16 protein-coding genes are annotated in these 15,182 nt (G+C 69.0%); 10 read left to right on the forward strand and 6 right to left on the reverse strand.

Annotated elements, in window-relative coordinates; all coding sequences use genetic code 11:
• The first annotated feature begins 38 nt into the window (after window positions 1-38).
• Together VB738_RS00090 and VB738_RS00095 are read left to right on the forward strand one after the other, a co-directional pair.
• Complete coding sequence (locus VB738_RS00090; RefSeq protein WP_323303796.1) at window positions 39-1,301, forward strand: CCA tRNA nucleotidyltransferase; 1,263 nt, start codon at window positions 39-41, stop codon at window positions 1,299-1,301.
• 66 nt (window positions 1,302-1,367) lie between these two features.
• Window positions 1,368-1,796 (forward strand): RNA-binding protein, encoded by a 429-nt coding sequence (locus VB738_RS00095; protein WP_323303797.1) that lies wholly within the window; start codon window positions 1,368-1,370, stop codon window positions 1,794-1,796.
• A gap of 46 nt (window positions 1,797-1,842) precedes the next feature.
• On the opposite strand, the gene VB738_RS00100 is transcribed toward VB738_RS00095, so the two are convergent.
• Together VB738_RS00100 and VB738_RS00105 are read right to left on the reverse strand one after the other, a co-directional pair.
• Complete coding sequence (locus tag VB738_RS00100) at window positions 1,843-2,022, reverse strand: hypothetical protein (RefSeq protein WP_323303798.1); 180 nt, start codon at window positions 2,020-2,022, stop codon at window positions 1,843-1,845.
• Between the two features lie 98 nt (window positions 2,023-2,120).
• Window positions 2,121-2,639 (reverse strand): cyclic nucleotide-binding domain-containing protein, encoded by a 519-nt coding sequence (locus VB738_RS00105; protein WP_323303799.1) that lies wholly within the window; start codon window positions 2,637-2,639, stop codon window positions 2,121-2,123.
• A 133-nt stretch (window positions 2,640-2,772) separates the two neighbouring features.
• Here VB738_RS00105 and VB738_RS00110 point away from each other — a divergent pair, with 133 nt between their 5' ends.
• Window positions 2,773-3,780: an aromatic ring-hydroxylating dioxygenase subunit alpha gene (locus VB738_RS00110; protein WP_323303800.1), complete on the forward strand. Its 1,008-nt coding sequence runs from the start codon at window positions 2,773-2,775 to the stop codon at window positions 3,778-3,780.
• A 1-nt stretch (window position 3,781) separates the two neighbouring features.
• Complete coding sequence (locus VB738_RS00115; RefSeq protein ID WP_323303801.1) at window positions 3,782-4,798, forward strand: aromatic ring-hydroxylating dioxygenase subunit alpha; 1,017 nt, start codon at window positions 3,782-3,784, stop codon at window positions 4,796-4,798.
• A gap of 31 nt (window positions 4,799-4,829) precedes the next feature.
• Here the strand turns inward: VB738_RS00115 and VB738_RS00120 are convergent, their stop codons facing one another.
• Window positions 4,830-6,038 carry an MFS transporter gene (locus VB738_RS00120; protein WP_323303802.1) on the reverse strand — a complete coding sequence of 403 codons (1,209 nt, stop codon included), beginning with the start codon at window positions 6,036-6,038 and terminating at the stop codon, window positions 4,830-4,832.
• Window positions 6,039-6,199: 161 nt separating this feature from the next.
• On the opposite strand from VB738_RS00120, the gene VB738_RS00125 reads away from it, so the two are divergent.
• The 5 genes from VB738_RS00125 to VB738_RS00145 are packed head-to-tail and all read left to right on the forward strand — an operon-like array spanning window position 6,200 to window position 11,199.
• The gene (locus tag VB738_RS00125) at window positions 6,200-7,243 is read left to right on the forward strand and encodes an aromatic ring-hydroxylating dioxygenase subunit alpha (RefSeq protein ID WP_323303803.1); all 1,044 of its coding nucleotides are present in this window, start codon (window positions 6,200-6,202) and stop codon (window positions 7,241-7,243) included.
• A complete protein-coding gene (locus tag VB738_RS00130; RefSeq protein WP_323303804.1) occupies window positions 7,240-8,337 on the forward strand; it encodes an HlyD family efflux transporter periplasmic adaptor subunit in 1,098 nt (365 codons plus the stop codon). The genes VB738_RS00125 and VB738_RS00130 overlap by 4 nt, the downstream gene beginning before the upstream one ends.
• A complete protein-coding gene (gene devC, locus VB738_RS00135) occupies window positions 8,334-9,521 on the forward strand; it encodes an ABC transporter permease DevC (protein WP_254946373.1) in 1,188 nt (395 codons plus the stop codon). Before VB738_RS00130 ends, devC begins: the two co-directional genes overlap by 4 nt.
• A gap of 5 nt (window positions 9,522-9,526) precedes the next feature.
• Window positions 9,527-10,210 carry an ATP-binding cassette domain-containing protein gene (locus VB738_RS00140; protein ID WP_323303805.1) on the forward strand — a complete coding sequence of 228 codons (684 nt, stop codon included), beginning with the start codon at window positions 9,527-9,529 and terminating at the stop codon, window positions 10,208-10,210.
• A 20-nt stretch (window positions 10,211-10,230) separates the two neighbouring features.
• Entirely contained in the window at window positions 10,231-11,199 is a 969-nt protein-coding gene (locus tag VB738_RS00145) for an alpha/beta fold hydrolase (RefSeq protein WP_323303806.1), read from the forward strand.
• Here the strand turns inward: VB738_RS00145 and VB738_RS00150 are convergent.
• Together VB738_RS00150 and VB738_RS00155 are read right to left on the reverse strand one after the other, a co-directional pair.
• Window positions 11,190-11,504, reverse strand: coding sequence for a hypothetical protein (locus VB738_RS00150; protein WP_323303807.1), 315 nt, complete (start codon window positions 11,502-11,504; stop codon window positions 11,190-11,192). The genes VB738_RS00145 and VB738_RS00150 overlap by 10 nt on opposite strands.
• The gene (locus VB738_RS00155) at window positions 11,491-12,255 is read right to left on the reverse strand and encodes a MinD/ParA family protein (RefSeq protein WP_323303808.1); all 765 of its coding nucleotides are present in this window, start codon (window positions 12,253-12,255) and stop codon (window positions 11,491-11,493) included. The genes VB738_RS00150 and VB738_RS00155 overlap by 14 nt, the downstream gene beginning before the upstream one ends.
• Window positions 12,256-12,377: 122 nt before the next feature.
• Here VB738_RS00155 and VB738_RS00160 point away from each other — a divergent pair, with 122 nt between their 5' ends.
• Window positions 12,378-13,865 (forward strand): HAMP domain-containing protein, encoded by a 1,488-nt coding sequence (locus tag VB738_RS00160; RefSeq protein WP_323303809.1) that lies wholly within the window; start codon window positions 12,378-12,380, stop codon window positions 13,863-13,865.
• On the opposite strand, the gene VB738_RS00165 is transcribed toward VB738_RS00160, so the two are convergent.
• Window positions 13,756-15,177 carry a TolC family protein gene (locus tag VB738_RS00165; protein ID WP_323303810.1) on the reverse strand — a complete coding sequence of 474 codons (1,422 nt, stop codon included), beginning with the start codon at window positions 15,175-15,177 and terminating at the stop codon, window positions 13,756-13,758. The genes VB738_RS00160 and VB738_RS00165 overlap by 110 nt on opposite strands.
• Between the last annotated feature and the right edge of the window lie 5 nt (window positions 15,178-15,182).

Consider the following 15,182-nt stretch of genomic DNA (forward strand, 5'->3'; position numbering starts at 1 on the left):
CTGAACTGTGGCGAGCCCTGGCGCCGGAGACCTGGCCGGTGGCCCCCCACCAGCTGCCGGCGGGCACGGCGCTGGTGGGGGGGGCGGTCCGGGACGGCCTGCTGGGCCGCCTGACCGCCCAGCCGGATCTGGACCTGGTGGTGCCCGTGAACGCCATCGACCTGGCCCGGCGCCTGGGGCGGCAGCTGGGCGGCAGCTGCGTGGTGCTGGACCAGGAGCGCTCGATCGCCCGGCTGGTGCTGCAGGGCTGGACGATCGACCTGGCCCGCTGCGCCGGTGAGGATCTGACGGCCGACCTGGGCCGGCGCGACTTCACCTGCAACGCCATCGCCCTGCCCCTGGACGGGGCGCTTCCGGGCGGCAGCGGGGCCGTTGATCCCCGGCTGATCGATCCCTGCGGCGGCCTCCAGGATCTGGCGGCACACCGGCTGGTGGCCATCAGCGAAGCCAACCTGCTCGATGACCCCCTGCGGCTGCTGCGGGGGGTGCGGCTGGCCTGCGAACTGGCGTTCAGCATCGCTCCAGCCACCTGGGAGCTGATCAGGCGCCATCGGCAGCGGATCACCGCCGTGGCCGGGGAGCGCGTGCTGGCGGAGCTGGAACGTCTGGCCGCCGCTCCCGAGGGGCACCGGGGGCTGGGGCTGGCCCTGGAGGCGGGGCTGCTCCAGCCCTGGGGGGGCGCCGACGGTTCCGGGCCCCGGCTCGAGCCCCTCGGGCCGGGGCGGCCGCAGGCCTGCGGCCTGACGCCGCCGGAGGCGGCCTGGGCCCTGCCGCTGGCACGGCTGGCGGCCGTGCTCGACGGGCCGACCCTGGAGCGGCTGCGGGCCAGCCGGCGCCTGCAGCAACGCTGCCAGAGGCTGCGGCACTGGCACGAGAGGCTCCAGCGCAGCGCTGCGCCCCAGGGCGAGCCGTGCCTGGAGGCCCTCGGCGAAGCGGATCGGCTGCAGATGCACCGCCAGCTGGAAGAGGATCTGCCCGCCCTGCTGATGCCGCTGGATCCGGCGGCCGCACGGGCGGCCCTGGTGCGGTGGCGCAACCCGGCGGATCGCCTGTTCCACCCCCGCCCGCCCCTGGACGGCCGCCGGCTGCAGCAGCTCCTGGCCATCCCGCCGGGCCCCCGTCTGGGCCAGCTGATCGACCACCTCACGGCCGAGCGGGCCTTCGGTCGACTCGGCGGAACCGCAGCGACGGACACAGCGGAGTTGAACGACCCGCTTGCGGTAGAAGAGGCCGTTACCGCGGCCCGGCTCTGGCTCAACCGCCGTGGCCCCGGCGCGTCACCGGACCCACGACGTGATTAACTGCTGAATGCAATGGCGCGATCGCACCGCCTGCCAGAGTTTTTTCCTTTTCCTGAGCCCCTCCCCATGAGCGTTCGTCTCTATGTCGGCAACCTGCCGCAAACCTTTGATGCCAAAGAGCTGGATGCTCTCTTCTCGAGCGTGGGAGAAGGGGTTCGCTTCAAGGCGGTGAACGACCGCGAGACCGGCACCTGCCGCGGCTTCGGTTTCGCCAACGTCGACGATCTGGCCCAGGCCGAGGCGGTGATCGCCCAGCTGAACGGCAAGGACTTCGGCGGCAGCACCCTGCGCATCGAGATTTCCGAGCAGCGCCGTGAGGTCCGCGGTGGCGCCGGCAACGACCGCCGCCCTGGCAGTGCCCCCACGGCCGCCCGCAAGAGCGTCAACAAGGTGGTGCATGCCGACGCCGTCGGCGAAGGCGCCCCCGATCCCCGCTGGGCCGGTGAACTGGCCAAGCTGAAGAGCCTGCTGGCCAACCAGAAGGCCGCGGTCTGAACTGATCGCCGTCGCCCCTGGCCCGCTGTCCTTACGGGGGGCAGGCCTAGGGGAGGACCGCCATCAGGCCGATCACGCCGACGAAGATCGCCAGGAAGACGAAGCCCATGCGCGTCATCTTGCGCTCGTGGCTGTCGATGCCGGCCTCCACGTCGGCACCGATCAGCTCCCGGAATTCGGAGAGGGCGTGTTCCTTGTCTTCGGGGCGGACCGGCTGGATGCTCATGGAACGGGGCCAGGTGGGATTGGCGGGGGGGGGTGACCGGCGCTCGTGAAGGGAGCCGCGGCCGGGCGAGACCGGCTGGATCCGATCGGATCGCCGGCTCAGCCCCGGTGAAAGTACCAGTAGGAACCGATCGCCAGCAGCACCATCAGCACGATCGGCACAGCGATGGCCGCCATGCCGCTGTGGCTGCGCACCACCCGGCCCTCATGGGCGACGACCGCCTCGCGGATGCTGGCCTGCATCTCCTCGCGCAGCCGGGCCAGGTCAGATTCCAGGGTCTCGTTGGTGTAGAGATCGCGCAGGCGGTCGAAGACGCTGCGTCCGAGCACCAGGCTGCGCTCGGGATGCTCGAACAGCAGGTCCATCAGTTCGTCGCGGCTGAAGACGAGCAGTTCCGTGGGCAGCGAGGCCCTGGCGGTGTGGGTGCGGGCGCGGCCGTCGATGAGTTCCACCTCACCGAACACGTGGCCGGGGCCGTGGCGGCCGTCGACACCTTCTCCGGTTTCGGGATAGAGGGTGACCAGTTCGATCGCCCCGGTGCGGACGAGAAACACCTCCTGACCACTCTCTCCACTGCGGTAGGCGAACTCACCGGGATCCAGGTGAAGCTTGCGCACCGGTTGCCGTTCAACAGGGCGGCAGTCTAATTGCTTCAGCCGTTTCAACTTGGTCCCCGGCTCCAATGGTGCTAAACAGGGTCGGTCGGCCCGTGGAACCCGTGTCGCGCCCGGCTCAAGTACGACCCAAGGAATGACCCAGGGACTCGAGAACTTCTGGTATGCGGTGGAGCATGCCCACGGGCTCCGCGACCAACCCCTTTCCGTCACCCTGCTGGGGCGCCGCTACCTGCTGTTCCGCGACGCGTCCGGCCAGGCCCATGCGCTGGCCGACTACTGCGCCCACCGCGGCGCCAGCCTGGCCCGGGGATGGGTGGAGGGCTCCTGCGTGCGCTGTCCGTACCACGGCTGGAGCTACGACACCGACGGGCACTGCGTCCGGATTCCGGCCGATCCCCCGGGGACGGCCATCCCCGCCCTGGCCCGCATGGCCACCTTCCCCATCCGGGAGCAGTCCGGGTTCCTCTGGATCTTTCCCGGCGAGGCCGGGCGTGCCTCCGAGGTCCCGATTCCGCCCTTCCCGGAACTGGGGCAGCCGGGCTGGCGGGCGGTGAGCGGGTCCTACACCTGGAACGCCCACTTCAGCCGCGTGGTGGAGTCGGCTCTGGACACCTCCCACGCCCCCTTCGTGCACCGGCCCTTCTTCGGCAACCGGGAGGACGCGAGCGTGGAGGGTCTGGAGATCGTGAGCGAGCCGGGCCTGGTGTCCACCCATCACAAGCTCAAGCCACCGGCCCGGGTGGGACTGCTGAAGTACATCGTCAAGAGGAAAAGAAGCCACTCCAGTTCCACCCTCACCGGGTACCTCCCCAACGTCAACAGGATCGCCCTGGACTTCAACTGGAAGGGGTATCAGTACATCTATTTCGCCAGCAACATCCCCGTCGGGGATCACACCACCCTTACCAAGTGGATCGGCGTGCGCAATTTCCTCCCCTACGGCTGGGCCGACGGCAACTCGATCCGCAACACGGTCGACACCTACGAGGAGGACAAGGCGGTGGTGGAAACCCAGCCCCCGGGCCCGTCCTGGAGCACCCAGGGGGATGAGCTGCTCCTGGCTTCCGACCAGCTGATCCTGGCCTACAGGCGTGCCCTGGCCCGGGCCTGCCCGTCCGCCGCCCCTGTCCCCGCGCCCTGAGATGCCGACCCCGTCGCCCTGGCCCACCGACTGCTGGTATGCCGTCGGCCTCTCCAGCCAGGTGGGGCACCAGCCCCTGGCCCACCGCTTCCAGGGCCGGGAGGTGGTGCTGATGCGCGACGGCGCCGGCCGGGTGCTGGCCTTCGATGGCCGCTGCGCCCACCGGGGCTGCTCCCTCGCGGCGGGATGGGCGCAGGGGGACCACCTGGTCTGTCCTTACCACGGCTGGCAGTACGACGCCCAGGGCACCTGCGTGCACATCCCGGCCCTGCGGGCCGAGGAGTCGATCCCGCGCCAGGCGCGGCTGCGCACCTTCCCCACCCGGGAGCGGCACGGGTTCGTCTGGCTGTGGCTCGCCGGCCGCCAGGCCAGCCCCGATGGCGATGTGCTCGACATCCCGGAACTGGAGGGGCTGACCCTGCGGGCCGGCGGTGACATGGCCTACACCTACGCCACCCATTTCACCCGCACGATCGAGAACGGCATCGACCCCACCCACGCCGCCTTCGTGCACGGCAAGAGCATCGGACGGGTGGACCCGACCACCGACTTCAGCCTCGAGCACTATCCGGTCCAGGTGGAACCCGGGAGCCTCTACGGCCGCATGCCGATCAAGGTCAAGAAGCTCAATGGCCTCACCCGCCTGCTGCTGAAGGGGGACAGCTCCAATGCCTACAAGGAGTACCGCTTTCTGTACCCGAATGTGGTGGTCTCGATCATCCATTTCGGTGCGTTGACCCTGGCGGCGCTGCAGGCCCACGTGCCCGACAACGACGGCGAAACCACCGTCCGGGTCACCAACGGCCGCAACTTCCTCACCGCCACCCCCCTGCTGAACCGGCTGTTCGATCGCATCACCCTCGACACCGGCCTGCAGATCTCCAAGGAGGACGCCGCCGTGATCATCGAACAGGAGCCCAAGCGGGTGACCTTCCGGGGCTCCCATGAGGTGCTGATCGACTCCGACCTGATCCTGGTGGAGTACCGGCGGATGATGCGCGAGCGCGCCCGGGTCTGAGGCGCCCTCTTCAGAGCCCGGCGCTTTCGCTTCAGCCGGCGATCTCGACGGGGACCGGCACCGGTTCCCTGACGCCGCGCAACAGGGGCGCCCCCAGCAGGCAGACCACCGCCTGGAGCAGGAAACAGAGGGTGGGGGACTGGTCGTAGAGCACCCCCGCCAGCATTGGACCCAGGGCACTCGCCAGGCCCGTGAGGGCCAGCAGGCTGCCCAGCATCACCCCCTGCCGGTTCTCCGGGACCAGCCGCGACACCAGGCTGCGGGCCGTGGGGATCACGCAGGCCGCCCCCACCGACAGCATCACGGCGGCCGTGACGATCACGACGGCGGCGGCGGCGCCGAAGACCCGGGCCAGGGGGATCAGGGCGATGCCGGCGGCGACCGCCGCCAGGCCATAGATGTTGAGGCGAGCCTCCCCATGGCGCCGCACCAGGGGGCCGGTGAGCGCCACCTGCACGTAGGTGACGGTGAGGCCGACAATCACGAAGATGCCGCTCGACTGGGAGGCCGACCAGGAGAACTGATCCTTGAGATAGAGCACCAGCAGGGTGGTGAAGCCGCTGAAGGCGAAATTGAAGCAGCAGAAGGCCAGGGCCACGCGGTTCGCCTTGGGCAGCGCCAGCAGGGCCATGACCGGCGCCAGTCCGTTGATCTGGGACCACTGGAAGCGAGGCCTGTTCTGGAGCGGCAGGGTCTCCTTGAGATAGAGAAACGCCATCAGGAAGTTGTAGGCCGCCAGGCCGGCGGCCACGAACACCGGAAGGCGCATGCCGAATCCCACCAGCGCCCCCCCCAGGGCCGGACCGGCGATGGCCCCGAGGCCGAAAGCGGCGCCGCTGATGCCGAAATTGCGGGCCCGGTTCGCCGGGGTGGAGATATCGGAGATGTAGGCCTGGGCCGTGCCGACCGTGGCGGTGGAGACGCCGTTGATCGCCCTGGAGAGAAAGATCAGCCCCAGTGTCCCGGCCAGGCCGAACATGAACAGGGACAGGCCATTGATGGCCACGCAGAGGAGAATCACCGGCCTCCTGCCGCAGGCATCACTGAGGGAACCGATGATCGGCGACGCCAGTACGGAAAAGAGTGTGGCCGTGGAGGCCAGCAGCCCCAGGGTGAGTCCGTCGGGAGAGAACTTCTCGAGGATGAAGGGAAGCAGAGGGTAGACGATGTTTTCGCCCAGCTTGTCCAGCAACAGGGTGAGAAACACGATCGCCAGGGGACTGCGCAGCTTGCGAATCACTTGCGGATCATTCGGACGGCAGTGTGGGACGACCCAACCTTGGCGGCGGCGCCAATCTAGGGGGTGTCGCTCTCTCAATCGGGACGTTTCGCTTAAGATCCGCGCAGCATCGGCAGAGCATGTCATTGGCTGGGACCACTTCAGAGACATCCCCTCCCCAGGTGTCTCAACTGGCCCGGAACTGCTGGTACGCCGTCGCCTCTTCGTTCGCCTTCCGCAAGGGACCGGTGGCCGTGCCCTTCGCCGGCCACGATTTCGTGCTCTTCCCGGATGCCGAAGGCCGGCCCAGGCTGTTCAGCGACCGCTGTCCCCACCGGGGGGCCTCCCTGGCCCTGGGCAGGCTGGAGGAGGGCGGCTGCCTGCGCTGTCCCTTCCATGGCTGGAAATTCACCGCCGACGGCACCTGCCTGGAGGCCCCCGCCGAGCCGGCCGGCGCCAGCCCCCCGGCACGCAGCGCCCTGGTGGGTGAGCGGCCAGCGGTCGAGTCCCGAGGCTTCATCTGGATGTGGTGGGGCTCCGGCCCGCCCGATCCGGCCCTGTTGCCCGATCTCCCCGTCTTCCCGGAGGAGGCCTGGGGCCATGTGGAGAGCAGCTTCGACTGGGAGACCCATTTCAGCCGGGTGATCGAGTCCAACCTCGACAATTCCCATGCCTACTGGGTGCACAAAAGCACCTTCGCCAGCCAGGATTCACCCCTGTCGGTCCCCGTCGATCTCCACAGGGAGGACCGCATGATCGCCGCCACGGTGAGCTTCGAACTGCCGGTGAAGGGGGTCCTGAAGCTGCTGCGCACCCTCGGCGGCCAGAGCGGCCCCCTCTGCGCCACCACCACCTTCAGCTTCTATTACCCCAACCTCAACATCGTCGACACCAGCATCGGTGACCAGCTGCGTTTCATCTTCTTCAACGCCAGCCTGCCCCAGAGTGACACCCACACCCTGGCCCGCTGGGTGAAGTATTCGAAACGCAAGCGCTTCCGCCTTCCCGGCAGCGAGGCGCAGTCGATCGCCATCTCCCGCACCATCTTCCAGGAGGACCATGGCGTGGTGCGCAGCCAGCGTCCGACACCCGTCCCCCTGGATCTCACCCAGGAGCGTCACGTGGCCTCCGACATCCTCTCGATCGAGTACCGCCGGATGCATGGGCGCTGGCTGGGCGCAGAGGCGGCGGCTACCATGGCGCGCCCGGAGCCCCTCGGTTCGTGACGGAGACGCCGCACGTCGACAGGCTTGAGGGCCTGCAGCGCTTCTGGCGGGAGCGGGCCTGGGGCAGCGGCCGCCAGAAGGTCGTCACCGTGTCGCTGCTGGCGGGGCTGGGGCTGGCGGGCTGGCAGCTGAGCCACCGCCCCGCCCCGCCCCCGCCGCCCCTGGCGCCTCGGGCCGTGACCGCCTTAGGACGCCTCACCCCCCAGGGGGGCGTCGTGTCCCTCTCCACCGCCTCAGGCAACAGCGGCGGTTCGGAGGTCGTCGACAAGTGGCTGGTGGCGGAGGGGGCGGTGATCCGCCGCGACCAGCTGCTGGGTTTCCTCAGCAGCTGGGCCAGCCTCCGCAAGGGGGTCGTCCAGGCCGAGAGCCAGCTGGCCCTCAGCGAGGCCAAGCTGGCCCAGGTCGATGCGGGAGCCCGCAAGGGGGCCCGGGCCAAGGCCGAGGCGGATCTCAAGGCCGAGCAGGTGGTGATTCCGTACCTCAAGATCAGCCAGCAGAAGAGCGTCGAGCTGTTCAAGGCCGGGGCGATCTCCGAGGAGGAACTCGGCAAGGCCGATGCGGCCCTCGCCCAGGGCCAGGCCAACATCCAGGCCCTCAAGGGCACCCTGTACGACAACCTCACGGTCCGCCCGGTTGACCGGGAGGTGGCCCTCGCCGACGTGGCGGTGGCCAAGGCCAATCTCGCCCAGGCCCGCAGCCAGCTGCGGAACGCCGAGATCCGCTCCCCCCTCGACGGAAAGCTGCTGCGCATCTACAGCTGGCCGGGCATGAAGGAAACCGACCAGGGGCTTGCTCAGATCGGGCAGGTCGGGGCCATGCAGGTGTGGGCCCAGGTGTTCCAGAGCGACATCCCCCAGGTGCGCCCCGACCAGCCGGTGGAGATCTGGCCGGAGAGCGGCGGCTTCAGCGGCAAGCTGGAGGGCCGTGTCGTGGACATCACCGGTGAGGTCTCCGACCGGGATCTGTTCAGCGTCAATTCCAACAACAACGTCAATGCCAGGGTGGTGCTGGTGAAGATCGCGCTCAGCCCCGCCGACTCCGCCCGCCTCGCCAGGCTCAGCGGGCTGAACGTGAACGTCCGCTTCCTGCCGTGATCGGCCGCTCCCTGAGGCGCAGCCTGGGCGATCTGCCGGTGGCCTGGCTGCAGCTGAAACGCCAGCCGATCCGCTACCTGGTGGCCGTCACCGGCATCGGCTTCGCCGCCCTGCTGATGTTCATGCAGCTGGGCTTCCAGTCCGGGCTGCTCACCAGCGCCACCACCTTCTACCAGGCCCTGATCACGGATCTGGTGGTGATCAGCCCCGGCACCCGCGACAGCGGTGCCTTCCAGCAGTTCCCCCAGTCCCAGCTCTACCAATCGCTGGGTGTGCCAGGGGTGGCCGACGTCATCCCCGTTTATGTGGCCAATGTGAACGCCCAGCAGATGGGCGGAATCAAGCCCACCAGCCTGCGGCTGATTGGCTTCGATCCCGACCAGCAGATTCTCGATCTGGCCCCGGTGCGCGAGCAGATCGACCGGATCCGCACGCCCGGTTACGTGCTGTTCGATGCGGCCGGCAACAGCAACACCGGGCCGGTCGCGGCGGCGGTGAAGGCCCAGGGGAGCCAGACCATGATCCTCTCCGACTATTCCAAGACCTTCCGGGTGGTGGGCCTGTTCCGCCTCGGCTCCACTTTCGCCGCCGACAGCAACCTGATCAGCAGCGACACCACGGCCCTGCAACTCGCCTACAAGCAGATCAACGAGGGCGAGATCTCCATGGGGCTGATCCGCGTCACCGATCCAGCCGCCATTGCCCCCGTTCAGCGCCATCTGCGGGCCCTCTACGGCAGCCAGCTCCAGGTGTTCACCAAGCCCGAGCTGATCGCCAGCGAGCAGAACTACTGGAACACCAGTTCCTCCTTCGGCATCATCTTCGGCTTCGGCACGATCATGGGTCTGCTGGTGGGGGGGGTGATCGTCTATCAGGTGTTGTACACCGATGTCAGCGACCATCTGCACGAGTACGCCACCCTCAAGGCCCTGGGTTTCCGCAACCGCTTCCTGCTGCTCCTGGTGCTGCAGGAGGCGTCGATCCTGGCAATCTCCTCCTTCGTGCCCGCCCTGGTGGCCAGCGCCGCGCTCTATGCCTTCCTCACCGCCGTCTCCGGCATCCAGATCGTGATGACCACCGACAAGACCGTGCTGGTGTTCAGTCTCACGATCGGGGTCTGCGCCGTGGCGGCCGCGATCGCGCTCAACAAGCTGCGGGATGCGGATCCGGCCAGCGTCTTCTGATCCCGATGCTGCCTGTCGTCGCCGAGAACCTGCGCCACGCCTATGGGGAAGGTCCGCTGCGCAGCGAGATCCTGCACGGGATCAGCTTCACGGTGAACCCCGGCGAGATCACCCTGCTGGTGGGGCCCTCCGGCAGCGGCAAAAGCACCCTGCTCACCCTGGTCGGGGCGCTGCGATCGGTCCAGGAGGGCTCCCTGCGGGTCCTCGGCAGCGAGGTGCGACGCTCCAGCGAACGGATGCGGGTGGAGATCCGCCGGCGCATCGGTTTCATCTTCCAGAGCCACAACCTGGTGGCCTCCCTCACCAGCCTGCAGAACGTGGCGCTCGTTCTCCAGCTGAGCGAGCCGGACCCCGAGCGGCGTCGGCACCGGGCCACCGCCCTGCTTGAGGCGGTGGGTCTGGGCCACCGCTTGCATTACTTCCCGTCCGAGCTCTCCGGCGGCCAGCGGCAGCGGGTGGCGATCGCCCGAGCCCTGGCTCCCGAGCCCGATCTGGTCCTGGCGGACGAACCCACCGCCTCCCTCGACAGCACCTCCGGGCAGGAGGTGGTGGCCCTGCTGGGCGACCTCTGCCGCAAACGGGGCAGTTCCGTGCTGCTGGTGACCCACGACCTGCGCCTGCTCGATGACGCCGATCGGATCTGGGCCATCGAAGATGGCAGGGTCGAACCCTGGAAGGGGTCCCATTGAGTCCCCCGTCCTCAGGCCCCATGACCGTGACACCCCTGGCCGACGGCGGCACGGTTTTCCCAACGAACTGGCTGGGCACCTGGTCGTGGCAGGGGCAGACCATCAGCTACGTGCACCACAGGCCCGCGGCAGCGGATGGGGAGAGCGGCGCGGCCCTGCCCGTGCTGTTGATCCACGGCTTCGGCGCCTGCAAGGAGCACTGGCGCCACAACCTGCCGTCCCTGGCCGGCCAGCGCCCGGCGTACGCCATCGACCTGGTGGGCTTCGGGGCCAGCAGCAAGCCCCCCTCCCGGCTCGAGGACGAGCCGGAGGACGGCCAGGCGCTGCGCTACGGCATCGACCTGTGGGCCGGGCAGGTGGCCGCCTTCGTGCGGGAGGTGATCGGTGGGCCGGTCCAGCTGGTGGGCAATTCGATCGGGGGCGTCGTCGCCCTGGCCGCGGCCGCCAGGCTCGGGGACGACGCCAGGCAGGTGATCCTGATCGACTGCGCCCAGCGCAGCCTCGACGACCGCCGCCTGGCCGAGCAGCCGCCCCTGCGCCGGATCGGCCGGCCCCTGCTGAAGCGCCTGGTGCGCCAGCGCTGGCTCACGGGTCGCCTGTTCCGCTGGCTGGCCAACCCGGGCGTGATCCGCCGGGTGCTGGGCGCCGCCTACCCCTCCGGCGACGGCATCGACGACCAGCTGGTGCAGCTGCTGCTGGTCCCGGCCCGCAGCCCGGGCGCCGACGAGAGCTTCCGGGGCTTCATCAACCTCTTCCGCGACCGGCTCGCCCCGGACCTGCTGGCGGAACTGCCCGGCCCGGTCCGCCTGCTCTGGGGGGAGGCGGATCCGTGGGAGCCGGTCGCCGAGGCCCAGCGCTGGGCCGGGGCCTTCGCCGCCATCCGCGACCTGCGCATCCTGAACGGCCTCGGCCACTGCCCCCACGACGAAGATCCCTCCCGGGTGAACCCGGTGCTGGAGGAATGGCTGGCCCTGGCGGATCAGCCCTGAGGCGGGGCCGCCGGCCTGCTGGCGCCGAGCCGGGTGCGCCAGCACTCGCGGGCGGGATCCCAGCCCAGCCAGCCCCACTCCTGCAGCTGGGCCCGCAGCTCCGCCGGAGCCTGACCAGGAGCCACCGCAGCTGCACAGCCGGCGTCGAGCTCGGCCTCGGCCAGTCCGGCCCGCAGGCCCGCCGTCAGAAGCCGTCGCAGCGCAGCGGGTTCGAGCGCCACCAGCCGGGCCATGGTCAGGGGGCCCTCCGGCAGGGGAAGGGGGGCCGGGCCGTCGCCGGCGGCAGCAGGCTCAGAGGAGCGCATCGGCGAGGTCGGCCGCGAGCTGGGTCACACCGGTGCTCCAGGGGTGGGAGGGGACATCCACCAGGGCCAGGCTGCCACTGGCGATGGTGAGCAGGTCGTCGCTGAGGGGCAGGATCGCTCCGACGGGAATGCCGTAGCTCTGGGCCACCCGGGCGCGCACCTGTTCCGCATCGAAATGGGCCGGCAACTTGTTCACCACCAGGCGGGCCTCCGGCACCATCAGCCTCTGGGCCACCTCGATCGCCACCGCCGTGCCGAGGTAATCCTGCTGATCGGGGCGCATCACCATCACCAGGCAGTCGGAGATGGCGGTGGAGAGCAGGGTCTCCTCGTTGATCCCGGGGTGGGTGTCGACGATCAGCAGATCCAGGCGCTGGCTCTGGCCGAGGCTGAACAGGGCATCGTTGAGCCGCTCCACCTCATAACCTTCCCGCAGCAGCCGGGCGATCCGATCCCCCTCCATGGCGGCAGGCACCAGAAAGATGCAGCCCTTGCCACCCGCCATCGAGGCGGGAGTCACGTCATGGGAACATTTTTCGATTGGAATGGAGCCCTGCAGATGATCATTGAGCGTATGGGATTGCGGCCCTGCCGTGAACCCGAATAGGACGTGAATACCCGGTGAAGCAAGGTCGGTGTCGAAGACCCCGACCCTGAGTCCGCGGGCCGAAAATGCGGCTGCCAGATTCGCCGAGAGGTTGGATTTTCCCGTTCCACCGCGGAAGGAATGGACGGAAAGGATCCTGGTCATGAAGCGATCCAAGTCACGGGCGTGAGAAAATCATAGGCATGGTGCTGCAGGCCCTTTTGAAGATTCGCCCCCGGCTCCAGGGAGGATCGCCGCAGGCGCCGGACCGGAGGCTGGGGCGACCGATGCGCCTGTCCGTGCGGCTGATGCTCCTGGGGATCAGTGGCCCGCTCGTGAGCCTGGCGATCTTCCTGGCGCTGGCCACCATCGGCTCGATTCGCCTGGCCCAGAAAGCCAGGATCGAGATCAGCACCATGTTCGACCACGACAACCTCTCCTCCCTGGCGGTCACCACTTCGATCATCCAGAAGTCGGCCGCAGAGTTCAGCCGGGACATCCAGCAGGATTCCCAGGAGCTGGCCGGAAGCCTGGCGCCCCTGCGGGTGGATGCGAAGGGACGACTGTCCTGGAGAGGCGCACCCCTCTCCGTGGACCAGGCACCGGCGCTGCTCAACGAACGGCTGCGGCTCCCCCTGGCGATGCCCCATGAGCGGGCGTCGCTCTATGTGCGGGAACGCCCTGGTGTCTGGCGTCGCCTGACGGGCATCACCAGCCGGGGCAAGGCCCTGAGGCCCGGCACCCTGGCCCGCCCATCCACGGTGGCGGACTTCGAGAACCTCTTCAAGGGCGCTCCGGCCACGGAGGTCGGTCGCAACACCCTGATCCAGCTGGACGGGGAATGGCGGATGGCCCGGCTGACACTGCTTTCGGGTGGGAAGCCGGGTGATGGCCATCTGGCCCTGATGGTAGATGTCAGCACCCAGGCCGCCTCCCAGCTGCTGGCCGCCGGCTCCAGCCTCTTCCCGATCGACACCCACCAGGCGGCCTTCTTCGGCATCAGCCCCACCGGGACCCTGTACTGCAGCTACCAGACCCCGGACACCCAGGCCTGCATCGACCTGGCCATGGCGATGCGGGAGAACGGCGGGATTCCCGAACCCCGCGCCCTTGGCCAGAGCCGGACCTTCGAGCGCAAGGCCATGGTGCGTCCTCCGGGCACCGACACCCCGGTGCTTCAGCACCTCTACATCGCCACCTTCCCGGAGTGGAACTGGCTGGCGGTCGTCTCCGTGGAGGAGGAGGCCCTGGCGGATGCCCTGGTGCCGATGCAGGAGGCCAAGGACCAGATGGTCCGCCGGCTGGTGATCCTCACCCTGATCCTGATCAGCGCCAGTGGGGTCGCCGCCTGGCTGATCGCCCGCGGCATCCGGCGCGAGCTGCGGGAGCTGGCGGCCGCCGCCGATGCCATCGCCGACGGCAAGGACCATCAGGCCCTGACCTACCCGGCGGACGACGCCATCGGCCGGCTGGTGCGGGCCTTCAACCGGATGTCGGGGGCCGTGGCGGACCGGGAGAACTCCCTGCGCGACCAGATCCGGCAGATGGAGATCAACATCAACGCCAGCGAGCTGCAGGGCCAGGTCTGCTCGATCCTCAACGATCCCGGCTTCGAGCAGCTCAGTGCCCGGGCCCGGGCCATGCGGCAGCGACGGCTGGAGCAGATCAGCGCATCTGGGCCATCCGCGTCGGCAGACGCAGGGTCTGCAGGGGATTGCCCACCGCCTGGAGAAGGGCGGGATCGGGCTGCACCGGCAGGCCGCTCGAGCGGCTGAGCTGCACCAGGGTGTCGTTGTAGGTGGCCAGGTTCTCGATATAGGAGCTCACCGCCTGGCTGATCTCCTGCTGGGCCTGCACCACATCGGTGATCGTGCCGTAGCCGGCGTTGAAGCGCAGGGTCTGGAGGCGCAGCGCCCCGTTGGCCGCCTTGACCCGTTCGGCGCCGGCCATCACGATGCTGCGACCGGAGCGGGCCTGGGCCACCAGGGACTGCACGTCGCTGCGCACCTGCAGCAGGGTGGCGCTGTAGGTCTCGGCGGCGGCGGCGGCCTGGCGGCGGGCGGCGGCGGCGTTCATGCGGGCCTGACCGCCGTCGAAACCCGTGAAGGTCAGCTGCAACAGGGCGGATCCGTTCCATTCATCGGAGCGGGCATTGGGCACGAACGGAGGGCCCTGGTTGAGGTACCCCACCCCCTTGGTCCAATAGAGGGAGGTGATCAGCTGCAGGGTGGGGCGGTAGGTGGCCAGATAGATCCGGGCCTGGGCCTCGTTGGTCTGGACGGCGAGGAGCTGCTGCTCCAGCACCTTGCGGTAGGCGATGCTCGCCGTGATCGAGTCGTCGAGGGAATGGTCCCAGGCGCCGAGGGGCTCGAAGGGCGTGGCGGGCGTGAGGGCCTCGGGGCTGGGGGTGGCCAGCAGCTGGGCCAGGTTGGCCCGGGCCGTCTCCACCTGCTGTTCGGCGGCCAGCAGGGCCTGGCGATCGGCCAGCAGGACGGTCTGCTGCTTGAAGACCTCCAGCTTGGAGGCCACCCCCATCTGCACCCGGGTCTGGGCCAGGCGATAGAGAAGCTCATCGTTCTCAACGATCTCACGGCCGGTCTTGACGGCGGCAAGGGCCCGCTGCAGATCGATGAAGGCCGCCTGGGTCTTGAGGCGCTGGTCGCGGCGGGTGATCACATAGGTGTCGGCCGCCTGGCGTACCAGGTACTTGTTCTGCCAGATCGTGGCCGATCGGGTGGGATCGATCAGGTTCCAGGTGGTATCGATCTGGCCGATCGCCTGGAAATAACTGGCCTCGAACACCCTCTCACTGCTGAGACCGGAACCCGAGATGGGGAAGCCTGCGGAGGCACTGAAGGGGTAGTTGTAGAAGGTCTTGGAGCCGTAAGGCCCGCCGTTGAGGCTGAGGTTGAGGGTGGGCCACCAGCTGGCGTAGGCGGCGCCGAGGCTGTTCTGGGTGGCCACCAACGACTCATAGGCGGAGCGCACCACAGGATTGCGATCCACCGCCCAGGCCGCCGCCTGCTCCATCGTCAAGGCCCCCAGGAGCTCGGAGGGAAGGGGGGGCAGACGGTCGCCGGTGGGCATCGGAC

The organism is Cyanobium gracile UHCC 0139 (genome assembly GCF_034931325.1).
Lineage (GTDB): Bacteria > Cyanobacteriota > Cyanobacteriia > PCC-6307 > Cyanobiaceae > Cyanobium > Cyanobium gracile_B.

What these genes read in the sequence shown, in the direction of transcription:
- VB738_RS00095 (WP_323303797.1), top strand. Translation starts at nt 1,368, where the DNA reads ATGAGCGTTCGTCTCTATGTCGGCAACCTGCCGCAAACCTTTGATGCC.
- VB738_RS00100 (WP_323303798.1), bottom strand. Translation starts at nt 2,022, where the DNA reads ATGAGCATCCAGCCGGTCCGCCCCGAAGACAAGGAACACGCCCTCTCC.
- VB738_RS00110 (WP_323303800.1), top strand. Translation starts at nt 2,773, where the DNA reads ATGACCCAGGGACTCGAGAACTTCTGGTATGCGGTGGAGCATGCCCAC.
- VB738_RS00115 (WP_323303801.1), top strand. Translation starts at nt 3,782, where the DNA reads ATGCCGACCCCGTCGCCCTGGCCCACCGACTGCTGGTATGCCGTCGGC.
- VB738_RS00140 (WP_323303805.1), top strand. Translation starts at nt 9,527, where the DNA reads ATGCTGCCTGTCGTCGCCGAGAACCTGCGCCACGCCTATGGGGAAGGT.
- VB738_RS00145 (WP_323303806.1), top strand. Translation starts at nt 10,231, where the DNA reads ATGACCGTGACACCCCTGGCCGACGGCGGCACGGTTTTCCCAACGAAC.
- VB738_RS00150 (WP_323303807.1), bottom strand. Translation starts at nt 11,504, where the DNA reads ATGCGCTCCTCTGAGCCTGCTGCCGCCGGCGACGGCCCGGCCCCCCTT.
- VB738_RS00155 (WP_323303808.1), bottom strand. Translation starts at nt 12,255, where the DNA reads ATGACCAGGATCCTTTCCGTCCATTCCTTCCGCGGTGGAACGGGAAAA.
- VB738_RS00160 (WP_323303809.1), top strand. Translation starts at nt 12,378, where the DNA reads ATGCGCCTGTCCGTGCGGCTGATGCTCCTGGGGATCAGTGGCCCGCTC.
- VB738_RS00165 (WP_323303810.1), bottom strand. Translation starts at nt 15,177, where the DNA reads ATGCCCACCGGCGACCGTCTGCCCCCCCTTCCCTCCGAGCTCCTGGGG.